Here is a 21341-nt window from a genome sequence, read left to right on the forward strand (position 1 = left end):
TTTGTCAATATTAATATATCGTATCGTCAATACTTCGCCTACAAAAATTTATATCTTAAATAAAAAGAAGCACAGTTTAGGAGATCAAAATGATCAAGGGTTTTATCGCTGGTTTAGCGGTTGCAAATGCATTTGAATGGTTCGCACATAAATACGTTTTGCATGGTGTGCATCGTCCTGGGCAACCCCGTTATAGCCCTGTTCCTAAAAGCATGGAGTCGCATTGGGCGCATCATCGTGAAGTACGTAAACAAGATTTCTCGGATGAATGTTATGTGGAAGGCATTGATCACTGGCGTACGCGTAATGAGTTAATGTCACTTGCTGTAGCCGCAGGTGTGGCAAGTGTTGTGTTCTATCCTTTTTCAAAAGGCATGGCACTTGCAGCGATTTATAGTGCGGGGAATTATTATTATGTTCATCGCCGTGCCCATCTTGAGCCTGATTGGGCGAAGCGCACGATCCCGTGGCACTATGATCACCACATGAACTCGAACCAAGATGCAAATTGGTGTGTGACTCGTCCTTGGTTTGATTATGTGATGGGGACGCGTGTGGTGTCTTCTGCAGATTTGAAAGAAGCCAATCCATTGGGTCTGCCTTTACCTGCACCGATTTCGAAGATATTAACTGAAGCGATTGAATCAGTATTTCCTGCAAAATGGGTAGAACAGAAACCAAAATTGGTGACCGCCGCTGAGACAAAAGAGATCGAAAAAGTGTCGGTTGCATCTTGATAAAGCGTGAAGAGGGTATTTTGACAAAACATGATGCTGGTCGTGTGCTTATGTCGTGAATTGTCAATAAAATTGGTTTTTAATGTCAATATTTTTGCTGAATATCTCGCTAATTTAGCCCAAGCCTTTTTGTTGCTTGATATTTATCCAAATTTATTGTTTTTCGTTTATCCTCTAGCGTTGTATAAACGCATTTTCATATACCTTGCTGAGCAAGGTATTTTTTTGACTAAAATTTGCCGAATAAAAAACCTCTCAAGCAATCGCATTGAGAGGTTTGGATCTAGCTATTTTTATTGCTTAAAGGCGCATTTCAATGCCTTGCTCAGCTAAATATTTTTTCGCTTCAGGAATCGTATGTTGACCAAAGTGGAAAATGGAAGCGGCAAGTACAGCATCTGCGCCACCTTTCAAAATACCATCTGCCAAATGTTGTAAATTTCCTACACCACCTGAAGCAATCGTTGGAATCGTGACACGATCATTGATTTGACGCATTAAAGCGATGTCATAGCCTGCTTTGGTTCCATCGGCATCCATACTGGTAATCAGTAATTCACCTGCACCAAAGTCTGCCATTTTGACAGCCCATTCTATTGCATCAATACCTGTTGGCTTACGTCCACCGTGGGTAAAAATTTCCCACTTATTTTCGCCAGTTTTTTTCGCATCAATTGCAACCACGATACATTGAGCACCAAAACGTTGGGATGCTTCTTGAACAAATTCAGGGTTGAACACCGCTGCCGAGTTGATACTGACTTTGTCTGCACCAGCATTCAGAAGTAAACGGATATCTTCGACTTTACGTACACCACCGCCTACGGTTAAAGGTACAAAGACACTCTCAGCCATGCGCTCAACAGTACGGTAAGTCGTATCGCGTCCATGATGGGTAGCAGTAATATCTAAAAAGGTAATTTCATCGGCACCTTGTTCGTTATAACGACGTGCAACTTCGACAGGATCACCTGCATCACGAATATCAAGGAATTGAACGCCTTTGACGACTCGACCATTATCAACATCTAAGCAAGGGATAATACGTTTTGCGAGCATAAAATTTTCCAAAAAATCGCCAATAGAGAAAGGAGACCGACTCTGGTGCTACACCTTCATGGAGGGAAAGGGTATTCTATCAAACTTCACAGCTATTTTTTGCAGGTTTTCCATGTCGGTTTATACCCCGTTGAGTTTAGAAGATGTTCAAGCTTTTGCTGAACCTTATGGTTTGGCAGTGATTGACCTGATTCCAATCCAAGGCGGTATTCAAAACACCAACTATTTTTTGGTGGATCAAACTCAAAAACATTACGTTCTTACTGTTTTTGAAGAGCTTGATGCTGAAGGAGCTGGTGAGCTAGTTCCTGTACTAGACTGTTTGGGAGAGGCAGGGGTTGCCGTTGCTGTACCATTGAAACATCATGGTCAAGCCATTCATAGCATTGCAGATAAACCTGCACAAATCGCCCCACGCTTGATGGGTGAACATCCAGAAGAAGCAACATTATTACAAATCCAAGCGATTGCTCAGGCTCAAGCAAAAATTCATGTGGCGTTGAAAGGTTTTCCTTTAAAGCGTGATTTTAATCGTAATCATCAGTATTGGTCAGATGTAGCAGAGCAACTGAGACCCAATATGAATGACGATGATCAATTCCTATTGGATCAAGTTTTTCAGCAATTTGCCAAAATTACACAGCAATATCCTGATCGTCCTGTCGGTTTTATTCATTCTGATCTATTTAGAGATAACACCTTGTTTGAAGGCGATCAATTACGAGGGATTCTTGATTTTTATGAGTTAAATCAAGATGAGTTTTTATTTGATATTGCGATTAGTATCAATGATTTTTGTACAGCTTATCCAAACGCTCATTTAGACCAAGCCAAGGCGGAGGCTTTCCTTGCAGCGTATCAAAGCATTCGTCAACTCACAGCTGACGAGTTAGCGTGTTTAAATGTTTTCTTGGCAATGGCTGCATGTCGTTTCTGGAGTATGCGTCTCCAAGTTGCACAAAAAAATGCGGAACAGGGTCGTACTGGTGAAGACATTTCCCAAAAAGACCCGATGGAAATGCGGATGATGCTGCAAGATCGTTTACAAAAAGTTCAAGCTTAAGGAAAAAGCATGCGAGACCAAGGTCGTTTAGTAGAATGGTTTGATGATAAAGGCTATGGTTTTATTCAACCGAATGATAAGCACAAAGATCGGGTCTTTTTACACATCAAGGACTTTGCTCGTACAGGTCCTCGACCTATTGTAGGTTGTGCTTTGGAGTACTTGGTGATCTTGGATGAGCGTGGTCGTTATCGCGCTCAGCAAGTCAGTTATCTAAAAGCAGCCCAAGTATTTGAACATAAGCCGAAACCTTCAGCTGCGAAGCCTGCTAAACGTTGGACAGCGATGCAAATTGCCATTGTGATTTATATTGTATTCATGGTCATCGCGAGCTTTAGTAAATTATTACCGCCTTATACTTTATTGTTCGTCAGTTTGATGAATGTCTTGAGTTATTGGCTATATGCTCAAGACAAAGAGGCGGCACAATTGGGGAATCGCCGTATTCCTGAGCAAACCTTACATATCGTGGATTCGCTTGGAGGATGGTGTGCAGGTTGGTTAGCACAACAAAAACTGAGACATAAAACACAAAAACAACCGTTTCGTAAGATTTATTTCTGTACCATAGTCTTCCATATATTATTGATATGTTGGTTAATTTCTCCACTCAATGTGTTCTATTGAGGGAGTTCGTTTCTGGAGATAAATAAAATGAATTATTCCGTTGATCAAGACCCGAACCGTACTTTGACTTTGGTCCTTTACGTACTTTATATCATTGCGATTTTTACAGGTGGATTATTGGCAGTGATTGCCTTAATTATTAACTATGTAAAACGTAGCGATGTAAGAGGCTCTATTTTTGAAAGTCATTTTACTTGGCAGATTCGGACATTTTGGTGGTATCTCGCTTGGAATATCATTGCCTTTATTCCATTCTTCTTCTTGTTTTTTACAGGCGATAATCCGAATGCGTTTGCGGGTGTTGCATTATCAGGAACGGTTTTCTGTGTAGCGGTGATTTTCGCTGCTTGGGTTTGGATTGTATATCGTGCAATACGTGGATTGATTGCTCTCAATGACAATAAACCTATGTATCAGTAAATTGAGGTGTTGAACCTGAAGAATTGGTAGTTATTTGATGCGTTTATATTATGAACCTTTGACTGTTGAGCATGCAGATCTCATTTATTCATATACGCTTGATGATGATCTATATCGTTTTATTCCTGACGTGAAATATCCTGAGCGAGAAGGATTAAGACAACGGTTTAGACAACTCGCCAAAGGTTCAGGCACACTCGAAGAAGTGTGGGTAAATTGGGTGGTTTTTGATGACACAAGTCAACAGCAACCGATTGGTACGCTGCAAGCTACCATTTTCCCTCATAAGCAAACTGCTTACGTTGGCTATATCATTTTTAAGGATTTCTGGAATAAAGGTTATGCAACTCAAGCCTTAAAATGGCTTGAAACCTATTTAAATCAACAATATGCTATAAATAATATAGAGGCTTATGTCGATCAAAATAATCATGCATCCAAACGTGTATTGGAAAAATGCCATTTTAAATATAGTGGTTGTGATGGAAGTGATGCTGTTTTTAGTAAAAATCATTTAAACAGGTTGGATTATGATTATTGAGCATGTGCATTTAACAATTAAACCTAATCAAAGTCAGGCATTTGAGGCAGCATTTCAAAAAGCCAAAGCGATTATTTATCCGATGGCAGGATTAAATGCCGTACAGCTGATCAAAAATGTTCAAGATGATCATCGCTATATTCTAATGATATTTTGGGATCATATTGAAGATCACACAGAAGGGTTTAGAAAGTCTGCTGCTTATAAAGAATGGAAAGCTTTATTACATCCCTTCTATGATCCAATGCCAATCGTTGAATATTATCAACCTCAGATGCTACTGAAGAAGAATGAGCCGCCAATAAAAGAAAAGTAAGCTAAGCATCTTTATTGTTTTGAGGAGAGTTGAGGATTTTGAGTTTGAGCTCACTCACCAAAACACCTAATACCACCAGTAATCCGACAAATAATGCGAGTAAGGGCAAACGCTCACCTGCAATTCTTCCAATCAAACCTGCCCAAACAGGTTCACCTGCATAAATGATCGCTGCACGACTTGGATCAACCATGCTTTGTGCCCAGTTCATAACAAACTGAATTAAAGCACTGGCGAGCCCCAATCCAGTTGCGATTAATAGGAGAGGCCATGAAAATGCTGGTAGCTGATGTTCACCAACTAAAGGCATACTGGCGAAAGAGAGTAGGGCGGCAACCATAAGTTGAATCACAGTAACGCGTCGTAAATTTACTCGTCCTGCAAAATAACCAATCAAAATAATCTCTAATGCAATCACCAAAGCACAGATCAGGGTAAGTACTTGTCCATAAGAGAGCGTGATATTGGAAAAACCATTTCCTGTCAGTAGGACTAAGCCTGTAAATGCTAATGCTGAGCCGATCCATGTCATGAGTGATGGTGATTTTTGAAAAATAACCCACATGAGAATAGGTACTAAAGGAACATAAAGCGCAGTAAGAAAAGCCGATTCGCTACTTAAAATACTTTGTAGACCAATCGTTTGAGTGCCATAACCAATCGCAATCATAATACCGATAGCAGTTCCAGCCAGCGTTTCTTTGAGCGTTAAACCCGACATGGATTTTAATGAAAGTAGGAAAATTACAGCCGCAGCAACTGCAAAACGACAACCGACAAAAAACATCGGTGTACTAAAGTTGAGTGCATATTGCACGGCTAGAAAAGTCCCACCCCAAATCATGGTGATAAAAATCAATGCAAATTGTGCTGCTCTAGGTGATTGCGAGAAAGCTGTCAAAACCAAATTCCAAATCAACGTGCAATATACTGCACATGTTGCATTAATTTATGTATTTGTGCAATATATTGCACATAATCAAATGAGAGTGAAACTGCATGAATCATCCTGATGCGGTATTGCAATATGTAGGGCAGAATATTCGCTTTTATCGAAACCAGCACCAATTGAGTCAGCAAGAGCTGGCAGAGCGGGCTGGAGTCAGCCGACGTACCATCGCATCTTTAGAAACAGGAATGGTGAATATTAGTCTGACGAAACTGGATGCGATTGCAAATGCTTTAGATGTGAATTTCAAGCAACTTGTGACAGCACCAGAGCTTGTGGATTCTGCGGTCGTTAAGACTTTGGCATGGCAAGGCACTCATCTTGAGAGTCAGGCAACTTTACATGCATCCATCCCTGCATGTACTCAAGTCGAATTATGGACATGGATATTGGCTGCTGGAGAGACCTATATTGCCGAACCTGATCAACAAGGGTGGCAGGAGTTGATCTATGTCATTGAAGGTGAACTGAGTCTAGAATTTGCTTCTGAAACACATTTAGTTGCAACGGGTACATCTTTTTTATTTGATAGTTCTGTTCCTTATCGCTATAGCAATCAAGGTACTGACATACTTCGCTTTATTCGAAATGTGATTTATTGATCTAAAAAAGCCAAACACGAAAGTTTGGCTTTTTTATGCTTAATGGAGTCAGTCTGTTGAACTAAATTGCATCAAACTGATGTTTAGTATGTGTTCCATATTTATCAATCATGATTGAGCTGGCTTCATTCAACCCACGTACCGTGACATTGACTCCATTTCTTTGGAACTTATTCACCACAGAATCTAGCATTGCCACTGAAGTTACATCCCAAATATGTGAATGAGTTAAATCAATAATGACCTTAGAAATTGGTTCTTGGAAATTAAAACCCTGCATGAATTTTTCTGAGGAGCTGAAAAAGATTTGACCTTTTAAATCGTAGACTCGTGCATCATTTTCTATATAGCTTTCAACACGAATATCATTTTCTAATTTATTGGCAAGGAATAAAGCGGATAGTAATACACCTGTGAGTACACCGAGTGCCAAGTTATGGGTTGCTACAACTACAATAACAGTGGCAATCATAACCACGTTACTACTTTTGGGATTAGATTTAAAACCTGTCAGTGATTTCCACTCAAATGTGCTGATCGAGACCATAATCATCACGGCAACCAATGCTGCCATAGGAATAACTTTGAGCCAGTCACTAATAAAGACGACTAAGATCAGCAAAAATACGCCTGCTGAAAATGTTGATAATCGGGTTAGACCACCAGATTTCACATTAATCATGGATTGACCAATCATGGCACACCCCGCCATCCCACCCATAAAACCAGATGCGATATTAGCTATCCCTTGACCTTTACATTCTTGGAATTTATCACTTGGCGTATCGGTCATTTCATCGATAATCGTGGCTGTCATCATGGATTCAAGTAAGCCCACGGCTGCGAGTGCAATCGAATAAGGTAAAATGATTTGTAGCGTTTCTAGGTTAAGAGGAATATCGGGTAATAAGAATACAGGCAGTGTATCTGGTAATTCACCCATATCTCCCACAGTGCGAATATCAATTCCGAAACCTACTGCGATCAGGCTAATAAGGATAATACAGACCAAAGGAGAGGGAATAAGTTTTCCAATTTTAGGGAGTAAAGGGAAGAGATAAATAATGGTTAAACCCAAGCCAACTAATGCATATACATGCCATGTTACATTGATCAATTCAGGTAATTGCGCCATAAAAATGAGGATAGCAAGCGCGTTAACGAAGCCAATCACCACAGATTTAGAAACAAATCGCATGAGTTTTGCGAGTTTTAAATAGCCCGCCAGAATTTGCAGTACACCTGTTAATAATGTTGCTGCAAGTAGATATTGTAATCCATGTTCTTTCACTAGACTTGCCATGACCAAAGCCATTGCGCCCGTCGCTGCTGAAATCATGGCAGGACGCCCACCAACAAAAGAAATCACGACTGCAATACAGAAGGACGCATATAAACCAACTTTGGGATCAACCCCCGCGATGATAGAAAATGCAATCGCCTCAGGAATCAGCGCTAAGCCGACCACAAGACCCGCCAGCACATCGGCACGGATATTAGAGAACCATTGTTCTCGTACATTGGAAAACATAGAAATAGCCTATTTTTGAAAAATATTTTAAAGGCTAGTGATGTGATATAAAAAAGCACACGACTACACCACATCACTAGACAGTGATGAGTTATTTACAAGAGGGGGCTGTAAAAACTAGGGTGGCGTAAGTGACATTATAGAATTGAAGATCGAGATAAAAATCAGGATGAGGATAACATTTAAGCGAAAAAAGCTCTAGCCATTATTCAAATCGCTAGAGCTAAACACAATTAAAGTGATTGTTCATCAAGTAAAAGTTGAGCTTCACGAAGGCTTAAAGTGCCCTCATAAATTGCTCGACCTGTGATTGCACCTAAAATACCTGATTGACCTTTCAAGTTGCGTACATCATCAAGATTGGTGACACCACCAGATGCAATAACAGGTAATCCTGAATATTGAGCTAAGTGAACAGTTTGCTCAACGTTGACACCTTGCATCATGCCATCACGTGCAATATCAGTGTAGACGATGCTAGATACACCAGCGTCAGCGAAACGTTTAGCGAGATCAGTCGCTTTGACATCAGTGACATTTGCCCAACCGTCAGTGGCAACCATGCCATTGATCGCATCGATACCAACGATAATACGACCTGCAAACTGTTTACATGCTTCTTCAACAAATTCAGGTTCTTTGACTGCTTTGGTACCGATAATGACAAACGATACGCCAGCATCTAAGTAGTGCTCGATGGTTTCAAGTGAACGGATGCCACCACCAATTTGGATTGGTAATTCAGGTTGTGCTCGCGCAATAGCTTCAACCACTGGTTTGTGAATTGGCGTACCAGCGAAAGCACCATTTAAATCAACTAAATGTAAACGACGTGCGCCTTCATCAACCCAATGTTGTGCAGTTGCCACAGGATCATCAGAGAAAACAGTATCGTCTTCCATGCGTCCTTGTTTTAAACGTACACATTTACCATCTTTCAGGTCAATTGCAGGGATGATTAGCATGCTTTCGCTCCTAGCTTCATCGTAAATTAAAATTGGCTACATATTAACAAAGTATTGATCAATCTCTAAGTCTTGGATTGAGAACCTGTGAGTATTCTTTCGATTTGTTGTTGAAGTGGTGACGTGAAACTTTGATGCCGGTAGAGATATTCAAAAATAATACGCGCGGCATAAGCATCTGCCGCAGCATAATTGATTTGTTGAGGGCTGAGTTGTTTAACAGACCAGTTAGAGGTGCTAATTTTTTTACTTTTAGGAAAATAACGCTGAAATAATAAAGCAATTGCCGTTTGTACACCGACTTGGGTGTTATATCCAAAATTTGAAAAGCATTTTGCTAAATCAATCAGACCGTTTGGATCAATCCCTTTGCGTCTAAAACCACTGGCATCATTTTTTAAACCAAAACCAACTTTGAGTTGTTGTTCATTTTCTAAAATAGGTTTTAAGAAAGCCAATATTTCTGGATTCACCTGAAAAAGATAAGCATTTTCCAAGCTAGACAACTGGATAAGGTGAGGGCCTGTTGATTTTTCACCGACTTTGAAGGTTGGTTTGGATTCTGTGTCAAAGCCGAACACTTGCACAGATTCAAGCTCAGCTTCAACTTGTAAACACTGATCAAGTGTTTGGATGACATAAATTCGATCTGGATTTAAGTTTTGAAATGCAGGGAAGGTGCGTATTTGTTCTTTGCTTAAAAGCGCAGTTTGTTGTTGCATTTCCATGAAATGAGCTCAAATCGTTTCACTCAGCTTAAACCGTTTTGATCAAATGAAAAAGCCAAGTTTTCCCACTTGGCTTTGAAAAATAGACTTGGTTTATTTTGCATATCTATTCATTTGTTCCATCTGGAGCTGTTGGCTTTTTTGAATATAGTTTTGGTAAGCAGTAATTGAGGACGCAGCCATGGCTAAAATGCAGAGTGGAAGAATAATAATGTATATCCAAGCTAAGACTTTTTCCCAACCCTGAGTAATACGAGGTGAGCCATAGTTATTTGCATTTTCATCACCCTTTGCACAACTCAAGTAAATAAAAAATAAGAAGTTGATGAGTGGAATAATCATCACTAATGACAACCAACCTGTTTGATTGCGATCATGTAAACGGCGGATTGAGAAAACAAAGCTGAAGTAGATCATTGCAATGTAAACAATGATAAAGAGTCCACCAAATACATACATCGATGAACTTGTCGTTGAAGGACTCAAAGCTGGAACAAAAAACGCTGCGATAATACCTAAAATGAATACGAAGACCACGAGTAACATATTCCAGCCTAAGTAAGAGAGTCTGCCAAAACGCCCATTTGCACTAAAACCTGAATCATTTGTTTGAAGCTGAGAAGACATATTATTTTCCTGTAGTCTCTGATTTTTAAATTTAATTTTGAAATTATCTGTTGTTTGATTTTTATTCAAAGTGTTTGCATGATATGCAAAAAATAATGAGAAATAAATAGATAAGGCAATTAAAAAAATAAAGCCAATTTAAAATTGGCTTTATTATCAGGAACTAAACTTGTTCAAATGCTTAGATTTTCCATTCCACAAAGTTTTTTAACAACTGTAAACCAGCAGTATGACTTTTCTCTGGATGGAATTGGGTCGCGAATAAATTGTCTTTGTGAATCGCGGTACAGAAGTTCACACCATAATCACAAGTTGCTGCTGTAACTGTAGAATCTTTTGGTTCTACATAGTAACTATGTACGAAATAAAAACGAGCATCTTGCTCGATGTTGTTCCACATTGGATGACTTGGATCAAGTTGATGTACTTGGTTCCAACCCATGTGCGGAACTTTTAAATTCGGAATTTCAGGGAAGTGTTTGACTACACCCTCAAAAATACCCAAAGCTTCTACGCCACCATTCTCTTCAGAGCTTTGTAGCAATGCTTGCATACCAACACAAATCGCGAGTACAGGTTTGTTAAAAGCCGCTTGACGAACGACTTCATCAATTCCTGCCTCATGCATGCCTTGCATACAGTCACGCATGGCACCTACGCCTGGGAACACGATTTTATCCGCTTTGGCAATCAGCTTAGGATCGTTAGTCACATCAACTGTTGCACCTACATGCTCTAGCGCTTTGGCTGCTGAGTGTAAGTTGCCCATGCCATAATCAAGTAAAGCAATACGCGTCATTACAAGCTACCTTTCGTTGATGCAATCATGCCTTCGGCACGAGGATCAACCTCACACGCCATACGTAAAGCACGTGCCAAAGCTTTGAATACACTTTCGATCTGGTGATGGCTATTTTTGCCTTTTAAATTGTCGATATGTAAGGTCATCAACGCATGGTTGACAAAACCTTGGAAAAATTCTGAAAATAAATCGACATCGAATGTTCCGATACGGGCACGTGTGAATGGAATATCCATAAACAAGCCTGGACGACCAGAGAGATCAACGACAACACGAGAAAGTGCTTCATCGAGTGGTGCATAAAAATGACCGTAACGACGTAAGCCCTTTTTATCGCCTAAAGCTTGCGCAAAGGCTTGTCCCAAGGTGATTCCACAGTCTTCGACGGTATGGTGATCATCGATTTCCAAGTCACCATCGCAATGAATATCGATATCAAATAGACCATGGCGCTTGATTTGATCAATCATATGGTCTAAAAATGGAACTCCAGTGTTGAGTGTGCCTTGACCAGTACCATCGAGATTGAGACGAACTCGAATTTTTGTTTCGTTGGTATTTCTTACCACTTCACTGATACGTTGCGTCATGGACACGTTCCTCAAAAAACGTCAAAAATGATTGAATTAAAAACCAAAGTTTCGCTGTGACGAAAAAGTGACAGCATCATAGTTTGCTCAGGAGGGTTAATCAATGCCTATTACCGTACATGCTTACAGTTCACTAGAAAATCTAGGAATTCGTACCCAGCTAGAGCGACTTTATGACACCAGTCCAGAGTTTGGTGATGGGCAAGATGCAATGCAGCAACTTGAACAAGATCTACAGCAATATACCACAGTTTATACCGCTGAATTTAACACCAAAATTATAGGTGCAATCTGGGTCACAGGACAAGGTGAAAGCCGTGTTTTGGAATATATTGTTGTACATCCATCCAATCGCGGTCGTGGTGTGGCAGAACGCCTCGTTGAGGAGGTTTGCCGTATCGAGGAAGAGCAGGGCGTAAAACAGTTTGAACCTGGATGTGGCGCGATTCATCGTTGTCTATCACATCTTGGAAAAATCTAATCGCGAGCTAAATATGGGGTCTAATTGGAGTTAAATTAAACACTTAATCTAAAAATCCTTAAATTAACTTGACGGATTTTGACAAACATTGTTTAATACGCCCACTTTGGCGCGATAGCTCAGTAGGTAGAGCAACGGATTGAAAATCCGTGTGTCCCCAGTTCGATCCTGGGTCACGCCACCATAGATTCGAAATTTCAATCCCTGATCCCATCAGGGATTTTTTTTATCTGGATTTTTTTGCCTGAAAAATGGGCAATCAAATCAAAAGCTCAGGATAATTGTTGACTATTTGCTGTAGATACGGCTTAATACACGCCATTGGCGCGATAGCTCAGTAGGTAGAGCAACGGATTGAAAATCCGTGTGTCCCCAGTTCGATCCTGGGTCACGCCACCATATTCAAAAACCCCAAACTAAAGTTTGGGGTTTTTTTATGGGTTAAATTATGCGTAATTCATATTTAAGTCTTTCTAAGTTCTATATTAAAAACTCTTTATGAATAAAAAGAATATGCATCTCAATTTTACTTAGTTATATGAATAAAACAAAAACAATATACTTGCGAATATATTATTTTTGTTGAAGATAAGTTATGCAAAAGTTTATCGGGGTAGCTCTTCCAGTTGTTCTTTTATCGGGTATAGCACAGCACGCATCTGCGACAACGGGCTATTTTATGCATGGTTATGGCGTGAAAGCCCAAGGTCAAGCTGGTGCCTCTATTGCTTCATTTAACGATGCGCTCACTATAGCGAGTAATCCATCAGGTTTGAGCTGGATTGATAGCCGTGTAGATGTTGGTGCGACCCTATTTAATCCTAAACGCTCAGCTGAGATTGAGGGTAACTTAGCAGGTGCCAATGGACAATACAGTGGTAATGGTCGTGAATACTTTGTACTGCCTGAATTTGCGATCAATAAGAAAGTAAATGATACCGTTGCTTTAGGTCTAGCGATTTATGGCAATGGTGGTATGAATACGACCTATAAACGCAATCCTTATGCTGCATTTGGTAATACAGACGAAGCGGGTGTTGATTTATCTCAAGTATTTGTCTCTCCAACGGTTGCATGGCGCTATAGTGAAAATCAATCAATCGGGATTGCGACAAATTTTCTTTATCAACGTTTTGAAGCGAAAGGAATTTCTGGTTTTGCCCCATTTTCAAATGATGGAAAAAATCTAAGCAATAAAGGTAAAGACTCTGCTACAGGGATTGGGGTACGAGTGGGCTGGAGTGCGAAATTAAATGATGTCGTTACTGTCGGAGCAAACTATGCGTCAAAAATTGATGCAGATAAATTTGATAAGTATCGCGGTTTATTTGCTGAATCGGGTGATTTTGATGTTCCTGAGAGTTACGGGATTGGAGCGAGCTTCAAGTTAACCCCTGCTTTGACTGTATTAGCGGATGTACAGCGAATCAATTATTCGGATGTTGATTCGGTCGGTAATCCTTTTAGTTTAGCTTCAGTGATGCAAGGGAATACTTTCGGATCAGAAAAGGGACAGGGTTTCGGCTGGAAAGATATTAACGTCTATAAGTTGGGAGCAAGCTATCAAGTCAATCCACAACTCACAGTGCGTGCTGGTTATAGCCATAATGATCAGCCTATCCCACAAGATCAGACTTTCTTAAATATTCTAGCACCAGGTGTGATTAAAGATCATGTTAGTCTAGGTGCGACGTGGGATATTGACCGAGCGCAAGAGTTAAGTGTTGCCTATACCTATGGTTTAAAAGAAACCGTAAAAGGCAATCAGTCTATCCCGACAGCATTTGGTGGGGGTGAGGCAAATCTAGAAATGGATCAACATATCTTAGGTATATCTTACGGTGTGAAGTTCTAAATAGAAAAAGGCTGAATCAACAGATTCAGCCTTTTATTTGCTACAAGGGAAATTTAAGCTGTTTTAGCTAAAGAACCGTTCGATAGCATATGACCTGTTTCTTCAAAATTTGCATGCCATGACAATGCTTCACGAAGAATATGAGGTGTATGTCCACCACGCTCACATGAACGATCAAAATAATCGTTTAATGCGGCTTGGTAGAGTGGGTGTACACAATTATCGATAATCACACGTGCACGCTCACGCGGTGCTAAACCACGAAGGTCAGCCAAGCCTTGTTCTGTTACTAGAATATCAACATCATGTTCACAGTGATCAACATGGCTCACCATTGGCACGATCGAAGAAATATCCCCACCTTTTGCGATTGACTTGGTGACAAAGATTGCCAAGTGCGCATTACGTGCGAAATCACCTGATCCACCGATACCATTCATCATCTTGGTACCACAAACGTGAGTTGAGTTTACGTTGCCATAAATATCAAATTCAAGGGCAGTGTTGATCCCAATAATACCTAAGCGACGCACAATTTCAGGGTGATTTGAAATTTCTTGTGGACGTAAGACTAATTTATCTTTGTAGTGCTCTAGATTGCCAAATACACGCTCGCCACACTGAGCTGAAAGTGTAATTGAGCTACCAGAAGCAAACTTCATTTTACCTGCATCGATCAACTCAAACGTACAGTCTTGAAGTACTTCAGAGTACATCACAAGATCTTCGAAGTTTGAATCTTTCAAACCAGTGAGAACAGCGTTTGCAATAGAACCAATACCCGCTTGTAAAGGACCTAAGTTTTTCGCTAAACGACCAGCAGCAACTTCTTTCTCAAAAAATGCAATCAAATGATTCGCAATGCCTTGAGTCTCATCATCTGGCGCTGTCACTGTTGAAGGTGAGTCAGCTGTATCATTGAACACGATGCCGACGATTTTTGCAGGATCGATTGGAATCGCAGTAGAGCCGATACGATCATCCACTTGAGTTAAAGGCAGTGGTGTACGCGTTGGACGATAGGTTGGTATGTAAATATCGTGTAAGCCTTCAAAGTTTTCGCTGAGTGATGTGTTGATTTCTACAATCACTTTTTCCGCGAAAATTGCAAAGCTTGCAGAGTTACCAACGGATGTTGTTGGAACAATGTGACCATCTTCAGTGATAGCGACCGCTTCAATCACAGCTACATCTGGACGTTTGAGCTGCTGATTACGCATTTGTTCAACGGTTTCAGATAAATGTTGGTCAATAAACATCACTTCGCCGTTATTAATTGCACGACGTAAGGTATTGTCAACTTGGAATGGCATGCGGCGCGCAAGTACACCTGCTTCCGTCAGTTGTTTGTCTAAGTCATTTCCGAGACTTGCACCAGTAATTAACGTGATTTTTAACGGATTTTTTTTGGCTTGTTCAACCAGTGCTTGAGGAACAGCTTTTGCCTCTCCTGCACGAGTAAATCCGCTCATACCAACCGTCATATCATTTTCAATAAAGCGAGCAGCCTGTTCTGCACTCATCACTTTGTCGTGTAGAGACGCAAGGCGAATACGACTTAAAGACATCATCCATTCTCAATATTGCTTTTTCATTAGATATGGATTTTAGCGCTAAAAAAGCAAAAGGGAATTGGACTAAGGCTAAGGTCTAATATGTGAAATAGAAGATGATTTGCGAGGAAAAATACGAGACATTTTTGACTGGTCTCGTATTGAATTAGAAGTGTTCACTAAGTGTTTGTTTAATCTTGCTAATCGTATTTTTCTCAGTCTCTTCAACATGAGGGGTCACGATTGGTAAAGAGATCACAACTTCTAAGCCACCTTGCTCACGATTGCGAATGCTAATTTTACCCTGATGAATATCCACAATACGTTTTACGATTGCAAGGCCAAGTCCGCTACCTTGAACAGTGCGTGCTGAATTACCACGTACAAAGGGTTGCATGAGTTCTTCAACTTGATCGGGTGGGATACCTTCACCATGATCAGCAACAGTGATGAGGATGTGTTCGTCTACATGACTTGCAGAAAGTTCAATGGGTTCAGCACCATAGCGTTTCGCATTATTGATTAAATTGGCGATCAGACGCTTTAAAGAGAGACTTCGTGCAGGAATAATAGGTAAATCCTGCATTTCAAAACGTATATCTAATGGTTTGAATTGAATGACGAGTTCTTGCAGCAACGTGTTGATATTGGTATCAGTAAGTTCTTCATCCGATCCATCACGCATGTACGAAATGAATTGGTTGAGAATCGCATCCATATCATCAACATCATAAATTAGACCTTCACGAAAGAATTCATCGGGTAGCATTTCTGCAGTGAGACGAATACGCGTCAATGGTGTACGCAAATCGTGAGAAATCCCAGCCAACATAATTTGACGGTCTCGCTCAGTTTGTTCAAGCGTATAAACCATATGGTTAAAAGCTTGGTTCACCTGACGAATTTCTAAAGGTCCGTGATTAGTATCTAAATAAGGTGCTTTACCTGTTTTACTATAACTATTGGCGGCATTTTGTAATCGACGCAATGGACGATTCATTTGGCGAACCAAGGTTAGAATAATAATTGAAGATAAGATCGGTACACCAAATAACCATGTTGCAATCAGCTCAACACTGTAATTGGTATAGGTTTTTAGTGGTTCACGCACCCAGTTACCATTCATCTCTGGAGTTTGAATCCAGATACGTGGAATCGGTTTAAATTTAAAATAAACGGTGACGTTATCAACACCTAACTCTTTGGCAAGTTTGGCTTCGATTTCATCAGTAAATAATTCAGCTAGAAATTTGTCTTCAATCTTTGGAAATTCTTTCGGATCAGTGATGTATTCGATACCGATACGGTTTTTTAACCACGTATCAATATCGACTTCTGTATCACGATGCAAAATTCGAATATCAGGATTATTGACCAGCTCTAATTCAATAGCGAGATAGCGTGCGTGTTGTTGTAATTCTGGCAAATACAAAGTTCGCCAGAAGAACCACAAAGACATAAATAAGCTGAAGAATACGGTGAACAGTACCAAAATAGTGGTACGCATCGCAGCGGAACGTGGTTTGATCTTATCTAAGAAACGTTCCCACTTGGTACGTGGTCGTTCAGAGTAAGATACAAACTCAGTAAAAGCTTGAGGGTCAATGGGTTCCAGTTTCAACGTTGAAATTCCTGAACTTACTCAGCACCATCTGGAACAAAAACATAGCCTACACCCCAAACAGTTTGAATATAACGAGCGCGGGCAGGGTTGTCTTCGATCAAACGGCGTAAACGAGACACTTGAACATCAATCGAACGCTCCATTGCACCCCATTCACGACCACGTGCTAAATTCATCAATTTATCGCGGGTCAAAGGTTCACGTGGATGCTGAACCAGTGCTTTTAATACAGCAAATTCACCAGTCGTCAAAGTCACAACTTGACCTTCGCGAGTAAGTGTACGAGTTGAAAGATCTAAAGACCATGGTCCAAAGCTAACAACTTCAACTTGTTGACTCGGTGCACCCGGTACTTCACGCACTTGGCGACGTAATACAGCACGAATACGAGCTAAAAGTTCATTTGGGTTAAATGGTTTCGGTAAATAATCGTCTGCGCCAGCTTCCAAACCTGCAATGCGATCAGAGTCACTTCCACGTGCCGTCAACATGATAATTGGAGTATCAATATTAGATTGACGTAATCTGCGACAAATACTTAAGCCATCTTCGACAGGAAGCATGAAATCAAGAACGATCAACGAAAACAATTCACGTTGTAATAAACGATCCATTTGTGTCGCGTCATGAGCAGTTTTGACTACAAAACCTTTATCTTCTAAAAATCGTTGCAAAAGCGTACGCAAACGCACATCGTCATCGACCACTAAAATGCGTTCGACTCGGTCTGTCTCATGGTGTACGGTTTCCGTCGATTCAGCAGGTACAACTAAACTCATGATGTGCTCCTTTATCGTTTATTGTCATCGTAATTATGCAATGTCAGGCAGTATACGATTCATTGCACAGGTTTGGCTATGTTATAAAGCAACAAATATTGCCAATAAAATCAAGAGATAGATACCAAACATATACAGGTAAAATTATGACAATCAATCTATTTTTCAATATTTAGCTGAAAAAATCTTGGGATTTTAGAAACATTGATCAATTTGCATAATCTACTCGTAAAATTTTCAAAAAAACAATGGTGGATTTTATAGCCGTGGACTTTATAATCAGTGCTTTTAGAATTAACCCTTGTGGAATCAATCACGATGACTGACTTAGTTCAGCAGTTGGCAAATGAACTTGCCGTACGTCCAAACCAAGTAGAAGCTGCTATTCGTTTAATTGATGAAGGCGCCAGTGTTCCCTTTATTGCACGTTACCGTAAAGAAGTCACGCAAGGCTTAGACGATACTCAATTGCGTCAACTCGACACACGTTTGGCTTACCTACGTGATTTGTACGAACGTCGTGAGAAAGTGATTCAATCTTTACAAGAACAAGATAAGTTAAGTGATGATTTACTTGCACGTGTAAATGCGGCTGAAACCAAAAATGCATTAGAAGAAATTTATGCGCCGTATCGTCCAAAACGCACAAGCAAATCTTTCAAAGCGAAAGAAGCGGGTTTAGGGCCGATCGCAGAAAAGATTTTTGCTGAACAAGTTGATCTTACAGAAGCATTATCAGGCTTCAGCCATGAAGATTACCCAGATCTTGAAAGTCAGTTGGATGCGATTCAGCATATTTTAATTGATGATTGGGCGCAAAATATTGCGTTAACCACTGAATTAAAACAAACTTTTTCTAAAACTGCTGTGCTAAAAAGTGCTGTGGCATCTGAAGAGAAAAAAGAAGTTGGTAAGAAATTCCGTGATTACTTTGAGTTCTCTGAAAACTTAAACAAAGTTCCTTCACACCGTTTGTTAGCGATGCTACGTGGTCGTCAAGAAAATGTATTAGGTTTAAAAGTGGATGGTGAAGATGATGCACCATTGGCGCGTATTGAAACTGAATACAACTTAGACCAAGTACAACCACAGAGCCGTCAAGATTATTTAAAGCAAACTGCAAAATTATTCTGGCTAGGTAAGATTCGTCCACAGATTGAACACTCATTACTAACAGATAAGCGTCTATCTGCTGAAGCTGAAGCAATGGATGTATTTGCAGAGAACTTGCGTCATTTACTTCTATCTGCACCAGCAGGTGGACGCGTTACTTTAGGTGTTGATCCTGGTATTCGTACAGGAGTAAAACTGGCAGTGATTAGTGAAGCTGGTGATGTCCTTGCACATAGCACGATCTATCCATTTGCACCGAAAGAAGATAAAGAAGGTTCGATTGCAGAGCTTGCGCGTTTATGCAGAGAGTTCCACGTGGAACTTATTGCGATTGGTAATGGAACAGCAAGCCGTGAAACAGAAGCTGTTGTTGCTGAAATGATGGCGGCAAATACGGATCTGAAATTAACACGTATCACTGTGAGTGAAGCAGGTGCATCTGTTTATTCTGCAAGTGAATTGGCTGCACAAGAACTTCCAGAGCTTGATGTATCTATTCGTGGAGCCGTTTCAATCGCTCGTCGTTTACAAGATCCATTAGCAGAGCTTGTAAAAATTGATCCAAAATCAATTGGTGTAGGTCAGTACCAACACGATGTAAACCAAACAGGTTTAGCAAAAACACTAGATGCAGTTGTTGAAGACTGTGTGAACGCGGTGGGTGTGGATGTCAATACAGCATCTCCAGCGATCTTGGCTTATATCGCAGGTTTAAACAAAGCGATTGCACAACAAATCGTTGAATACCGCAAAGAAAATGGACGTTTTGATAATCGTCAAGCATTGAAGAAAGTTCCACGTTTAGGCGAGCGTACTTTTGAACAATCAGCTGGTTTCTTACGTGTTCAAGATGGTTCTGAGCCATTAGATGCATCTGCTGTTCACCCTGAAAGTTATGGCTTGGTTGAGAAAATTGTTGCCGCAAAAGCAACAACTGTAAAAGACATCATTGGTAATACAGAAATTATTCGCCAAGTAAAAGCAGAGGAATTTGTCGATGACAAATTCGGTTTGCCGACGATTCAAGACGTTTTAGCAGAATTGGAAAAACCAGGTCGTGATCCTCGTCCAGAGTTCCGCACAGCGAAGTTCCGTGAAGACATTACCGAAGTTGCACAACTCACAGAGGGGATGCAGCTTGAAGGCGTTGTAACCAATGTAACCAACTTCGGTGCATTCGTGGACGTAGGTGTACACCAAGATGGTTTAGTGCATATCTCTGAACTTGCAAATGAATTCGTTTCTGACCCACACAAAGTTGTGAAACCAGGTCAGATCGTGCAAGTTCGTGTGATGCAAGTTGATGTTGAACGTAATCGTGTGAACTTGAGTATGCGTGCTGAAGGTTCTGCACCTGCTAAAGCACCACGTCAGCAGCAGCGCCCACAGCAAGAGCGTACTGAACGTTCAGAACGTAAGCCTCAAGGTCAACGTCCTCCACGTAAAGAGGGTGACTTTAAGCGTCCGCAAAATAACAAGCCAAAAGCTGAAAAACCGCAAGAGCAAAAAATCGGTGGTTTAGGTGCCTTGTTATTACAAGCAGGGATTAAAGGCTCTAAATAAGCTAATCTGTTAAAAAAACCTTCCTTCGGGAAGGTTTTTTTGTTTGTAGTTAGAAATGATTTAATAAAGTTGTAAATAGATTATGAAATATAAAACAGCAATTTTATTCTATAAATTTCATCAAATCGAGCTAACCTGAGCTGATACCTACACTGCAATGGAGGTCGTGATGTCACGCAGACCTCGTGAACAAGTCGATTATTTACACCTCGAAGAACTCGGTGGTTTAGAAATGTTGAAAGCCAGTTACTTTCAGCAGGAGTTCTCGCGACATGTTCATGAAGGATTTTGTATCGGTGTGATTGAAGAGGGTGCGCAACGTTTTTATCGTACAGGGGGCAATCATGTCGCACCACAAGGCGATATTATTTTGGTGAATGCTGATGAAGTACATACTGGCTCATCTGCAGTAGAAACGGGCTGGCGTTATCGAGCAATTTATCCAACTCCAGAAATTTTCCATGAACTGACGCGTGATGTCACGACTATTCATGGCACAGCACCGTGGTTTAGAGAAGCCGTGTTGCATGACGAAGGTTTGGCACAGCAATTACGATTACTATTTGATTTGTTAGAGCAACCGAGCAATACCTTGCTCAAACAAACCTTGTTCTTATCGACGATTGCTTGGCTAATCTCAAAATATAGCCAAACAAAACCGCATACCGCTGATCTCAGTAATGCAAAACAGCGTATTTTAAATATTTAGGACTTACGCATTGACAGATTCAAAAAAGTATTAAAATGCTTTATAAAGTATCTGTGATTAGACGAATTAAACATGCTTCTACAGCAACCTGTACTCTACCCATTTAT

General features: G+C 40.4%; 21 protein-coding genes, 2 tRNA genes and 1 pseudogene. 13 read left to right on the plus strand and 11 right to left on the minus strand.

Features of this window, described 5'->3' with window-relative positions; all coding sequences use genetic code 11:
* Positions 1-89 precede the first annotated feature (89 nt).
* Positions 90-737, plus strand: coding sequence for a sterol desaturase family protein (locus ACSC97_RS05235; protein ID WP_129261401.1), 648 nt, complete (start codon positions 90-92; stop codon positions 735-737).
* Between the two features lie 300 nt (positions 738-1037).
* On the opposite strand, the gene hisF is transcribed toward ACSC97_RS05235, so the two are convergent.
* On the minus strand, positions 1038-1796 hold the full coding sequence (hisF, locus tag ACSC97_RS05240) for an imidazole glycerol phosphate synthase subunit HisF (RefSeq protein ID WP_004812244.1): 759 nt from the start codon (positions 1794-1796) through the stop codon (positions 1038-1040).
* Positions 1797-1908: 112 nt separating this feature from the next.
* On the opposite strand from hisF, the gene ACSC97_RS05245 reads away from it, so the two are divergent.
* From ACSC97_RS05245 to ACSC97_RS05265, 5 genes are read left to right on the plus strand one after another with little or no spacing between them, the layout of a single operon-like run.
* The gene (locus ACSC97_RS05245; protein ID WP_436659616.1) at positions 1909-2859 is read left to right on the plus strand and encodes a homoserine kinase; all 951 of its coding nucleotides are present in this window, start codon (positions 1909-1911) and stop codon (positions 2857-2859) included.
* A gap of 9 nt (positions 2860-2868) precedes the next feature.
* Complete coding sequence (locus ACSC97_RS05250) at positions 2869-3486, plus strand: DUF1294 domain-containing protein (protein WP_346808802.1); 618 nt, start codon at positions 2869-2871, stop codon at positions 3484-3486.
* Positions 3487-3513: 27 nt separating this feature from the next.
* Complete coding sequence (locus ACSC97_RS05255; protein WP_004909785.1) at positions 3514-3906, plus strand: DUF4870 family protein; 393 nt, start codon at positions 3514-3516, stop codon at positions 3904-3906.
* Positions 3907-3943: 37 nt separating this feature from the next.
* Positions 3944-4447, plus strand: a complete 504-nt coding sequence (locus ACSC97_RS05260; protein WP_436659618.1) for a GNAT family N-acetyltransferase — start codon at positions 3944-3946, stop codon at positions 4445-4447.
* Positions 4437-4763, plus strand: a complete 327-nt coding sequence (locus tag ACSC97_RS05265) for an antibiotic biosynthesis monooxygenase family protein (protein ID WP_436659620.1) — start codon at positions 4437-4439, stop codon at positions 4761-4763. Before ACSC97_RS05260 ends, ACSC97_RS05265 begins: the two co-directional genes overlap by 11 nt.
* Position 4764: 1 nt before the next feature.
* On the opposite strand, the gene ACSC97_RS05270 is transcribed toward ACSC97_RS05265, so the two are convergent.
* On the minus strand, positions 4765-5607 hold the full coding sequence (locus tag ACSC97_RS05270; RefSeq protein WP_436659636.1) for a DMT family transporter: 843 nt from the start codon (positions 5605-5607) through the stop codon (positions 4765-4767).
* Between the two features lie 155 nt (positions 5608-5762).
* On the opposite strand from ACSC97_RS05270, the gene ACSC97_RS05275 reads away from it, so the two are divergent.
* Complete coding sequence (locus ACSC97_RS05275; RefSeq protein WP_199955481.1) at positions 5763-6314, plus strand: helix-turn-helix domain-containing protein; 552 nt, start codon at positions 5763-5765, stop codon at positions 6312-6314.
* 61 nt (positions 6315-6375) lie between these two features.
* Here the strand turns inward: ACSC97_RS05275 and ACSC97_RS05280 are convergent, their stop codons facing one another.
* The 6 genes from ACSC97_RS05280 to hisB form a co-directional block, all read right to left on the minus strand.
* A complete protein-coding gene (locus tag ACSC97_RS05280) occupies positions 6376-7845 on the minus strand; it encodes a SulP family inorganic anion transporter (protein WP_199955482.1) in 1470 nt (489 codons plus the stop codon).
* A gap of 233 nt (positions 7846-8078) precedes the next feature.
* Positions 8079-8810 (minus strand): 1-(5-phosphoribosyl)-5-[(5-phosphoribosylamino)methylideneamino]imidazole-4-carboxamide isomerase, encoded by a 732-nt coding sequence (hisA, locus tag ACSC97_RS05285; RefSeq protein WP_004951455.1) that lies wholly within the window; start codon positions 8808-8810, stop codon positions 8079-8081.
* A 65-nt stretch (positions 8811-8875) separates the two neighbouring features.
* Positions 8876-9538 (minus strand): 3'-5' exonuclease, encoded by a 663-nt coding sequence (locus ACSC97_RS05290; RefSeq protein WP_436659623.1) that lies wholly within the window; start codon positions 9536-9538, stop codon positions 8876-8878.
* Positions 9539-9631: 93 nt separating this feature from the next.
* Complete coding sequence (locus tag ACSC97_RS05295) at positions 9632-10165, minus strand: DUF805 domain-containing protein (protein ID WP_436659625.1); 534 nt, start codon at positions 10163-10165, stop codon at positions 9632-9634.
* 181 nt (positions 10166-10346) lie between these two features.
* Positions 10347-10964: an imidazole glycerol phosphate synthase subunit HisH gene (gene hisH / locus ACSC97_RS05300; protein ID WP_042893150.1), complete on the minus strand. Its 618-nt coding sequence runs from the start codon at positions 10962-10964 to the stop codon at positions 10347-10349.
* Entirely contained in the window at positions 10964-11557 is a 594-nt protein-coding gene (gene hisB, locus ACSC97_RS05305; protein ID WP_004877928.1) for an imidazoleglycerol-phosphate dehydratase HisB, read from the minus strand. The genes hisH and hisB overlap by 1 nt, the downstream gene beginning before the upstream one ends.
* A gap of 103 nt (positions 11558-11660) precedes the next feature.
* On the opposite strand from hisB, the gene ACSC97_RS05310 reads away from it, so the two are divergent.
* The 4 genes from ACSC97_RS05310 to ACSC97_RS05325 all read left to right on the plus strand — a co-directional run bounded on the left by ACSC97_RS05310 (position 11661) and on the right by ACSC97_RS05325 (position 13893).
* A complete protein-coding gene (locus ACSC97_RS05310; RefSeq protein ID WP_004909759.1) occupies positions 11661-12038 on the plus strand; it encodes a GNAT family N-acetyltransferase in 378 nt (125 codons plus the stop codon).
* Between the two features lie 108 nt (positions 12039-12146).
* Positions 12147-12222 (plus strand) — tRNA-Phe (locus ACSC97_RS05315).
* A 139-nt stretch (positions 12223-12361) separates the two neighbouring features.
* Positions 12362-12437: transfer RNA gene (locus ACSC97_RS05320), tRNA-Phe, on the plus strand.
* 196 nt (positions 12438-12633) lie between these two features.
* Positions 12634-13893 carry an OmpP1/FadL family transporter gene (locus ACSC97_RS05325; RefSeq protein WP_436659629.1) on the plus strand — a complete coding sequence of 420 codons (1260 nt, stop codon included), beginning with the start codon at positions 12634-12636 and terminating at the stop codon, positions 13891-13893.
* A 53-nt stretch (positions 13894-13946) separates the two neighbouring features.
* Here the strand turns inward: ACSC97_RS05325 and ACSC97_RS05330 are convergent, their stop codons facing one another.
* The 3 genes from ACSC97_RS05330 to ompR all read right to left on the minus strand — a co-directional run bounded on the left by ACSC97_RS05330 (position 13947) and on the right by ompR (position 17849).
* Positions 13947-15461 carry an acetyl-CoA hydrolase/transferase family protein gene (locus ACSC97_RS05330; protein ID WP_004964686.1) on the minus strand — a complete coding sequence of 505 codons (1515 nt, stop codon included), beginning with the start codon at positions 15459-15461 and terminating at the stop codon, positions 13947-13949.
* Positions 15462-15612: 151 nt separating this feature from the next.
* On the minus strand, positions 15613-17067 hold the full coding sequence (locus ACSC97_RS05335) for an ATP-binding protein (protein WP_039047992.1): 1455 nt from the start codon (positions 17065-17067) through the stop codon (positions 15613-15615).
* A 17-nt stretch (positions 17068-17084) separates the two neighbouring features.
* On the minus strand, positions 17085-17849 hold the full coding sequence (gene ompR, locus ACSC97_RS05340) for an osmolarity response regulator transcription factor OmpR (RefSeq protein WP_004657337.1): 765 nt from the start codon (positions 17847-17849) through the stop codon (positions 17085-17087).
* A gap of 318 nt (positions 17850-18167) precedes the next feature.
* Here ompR and ACSC97_RS05345 point away from each other — a divergent pair, with 318 nt between their 5' ends.
* Together ACSC97_RS05345 and ACSC97_RS05350 are read left to right on the plus strand one after the other, a co-directional pair.
* Positions 18168-20525, plus strand: a complete 2358-nt coding sequence (locus ACSC97_RS05345; protein ID WP_416701266.1) for a Tex family protein — start codon at positions 18168-18170, stop codon at positions 20523-20525.
* A gap of 169 nt (positions 20526-20694) precedes the next feature.
* Positions 20695-21231, plus strand: a pseudogene (locus ACSC97_RS05350) (AraC family ligand binding domain-containing protein); the annotation flags it as partial.
* Between the last annotated feature and the right edge of the window lie 110 nt (positions 21232-21341).

This window comes from Acinetobacter sp. P1(2025), from assembly GCF_051390655.1.
GTDB classification, from domain to species: domain Bacteria; phylum Pseudomonadota; class Gammaproteobacteria; order Pseudomonadales; family Moraxellaceae; genus Acinetobacter; species Acinetobacter junii.

Excerpts from the sequence above, each read along its gene's own strand:
- ACSC97_RS05235 (WP_129261401.1), top strand. The coding sequence starts at position 90 with ATGATCAAGGGTTTTATCGCTGGTTTAGCGGTTGCAAATGCATTTGAA.
- hisF (WP_004812244.1), bottom strand. The coding sequence starts at position 1,796 with ATGCTCGCAAAACGTATTATCCCTTGCTTAGATGTTGATAATGGTCGA.
- ACSC97_RS05245 (WP_436659616.1), top strand. The coding sequence starts at position 1,909 with ATGTCGGTTTATACCCCGTTGAGTTTAGAAGATGTTCAAGCTTTTGCT.
- ACSC97_RS05250 (WP_346808802.1), top strand. The coding sequence starts at position 2,869 with ATGCGAGACCAAGGTCGTTTAGTAGAATGGTTTGATGATAAAGGCTAT.
- ACSC97_RS05255 (WP_004909785.1), top strand. The coding sequence starts at position 3,514 with ATGAATTATTCCGTTGATCAAGACCCGAACCGTACTTTGACTTTGGTC.
- ACSC97_RS05260 (WP_436659618.1), top strand. The coding sequence starts at position 3,944 with ATGCGTTTATATTATGAACCTTTGACTGTTGAGCATGCAGATCTCATT.
- ACSC97_RS05265 (WP_436659620.1), top strand. The coding sequence starts at position 4,437 with ATGATTATTGAGCATGTGCATTTAACAATTAAACCTAATCAAAGTCAG.
- ACSC97_RS05270 (WP_436659636.1), bottom strand. The coding sequence starts at position 5,607 with ATGATTTGGGGTGGGACTTTTCTAGCCGTGCAATATGCACTCAACTTT.
- ACSC97_RS05275 (WP_199955481.1), top strand. The coding sequence starts at position 5,763 with ATGAATCATCCTGATGCGGTATTGCAATATGTAGGGCAGAATATTCGC.
- ACSC97_RS05280 (WP_199955482.1), bottom strand. The coding sequence starts at position 7,845 with ATGTTTTCCAATGTACGAGAACAATGGTTCTCTAATATCCGTGCCGAT.
- hisA (WP_004951455.1), bottom strand. The coding sequence starts at position 8,810 with ATGCTAATCATCCCTGCAATTGACCTGAAAGATGGTAAATGTGTACGT.
- ACSC97_RS05290 (WP_436659623.1), bottom strand. The coding sequence starts at position 9,538 with ATGGAAATGCAACAACAAACTGCGCTTTTAAGCAAAGAACAAATACGC.
- ACSC97_RS05295 (WP_436659625.1), bottom strand. The coding sequence starts at position 10,165 with ATGTCTTCTCAGCTTCAAACAAATGATTCAGGTTTTAGTGCAAATGGG.
- hisH (WP_042893150.1), bottom strand. The coding sequence starts at position 10,964 with ATGACGCGTATTGCTTTACTTGATTATGGCATGGGCAACTTACACTCA.
- hisB (WP_004877928.1), bottom strand. The coding sequence starts at position 11,557 with ATGACGCAACGTATCAGTGAAGTGGTAAGAAATACCAACGAAACAAAA.
- ACSC97_RS05310 (WP_004909759.1), top strand. The coding sequence starts at position 11,661 with ATGCCTATTACCGTACATGCTTACAGTTCACTAGAAAATCTAGGAATT.
- ACSC97_RS05325 (WP_436659629.1), top strand. The coding sequence starts at position 12,634 with ATGCAAAAGTTTATCGGGGTAGCTCTTCCAGTTGTTCTTTTATCGGGT.
- ACSC97_RS05330 (WP_004964686.1), bottom strand. The coding sequence starts at position 15,461 with ATGTCTTTAAGTCGTATTCGCCTTGCGTCTCTACACGACAAAGTGATG.
- ompR (WP_004657337.1), bottom strand. The coding sequence starts at position 17,849 with ATGAGTTTAGTTGTACCTGCTGAATCGACGGAAACCGTACACCATGAG.
- ACSC97_RS05345 (WP_416701266.1), top strand. The coding sequence starts at position 18,168 with ATGACTGACTTAGTTCAGCAGTTGGCAAATGAACTTGCCGTACGTCCA.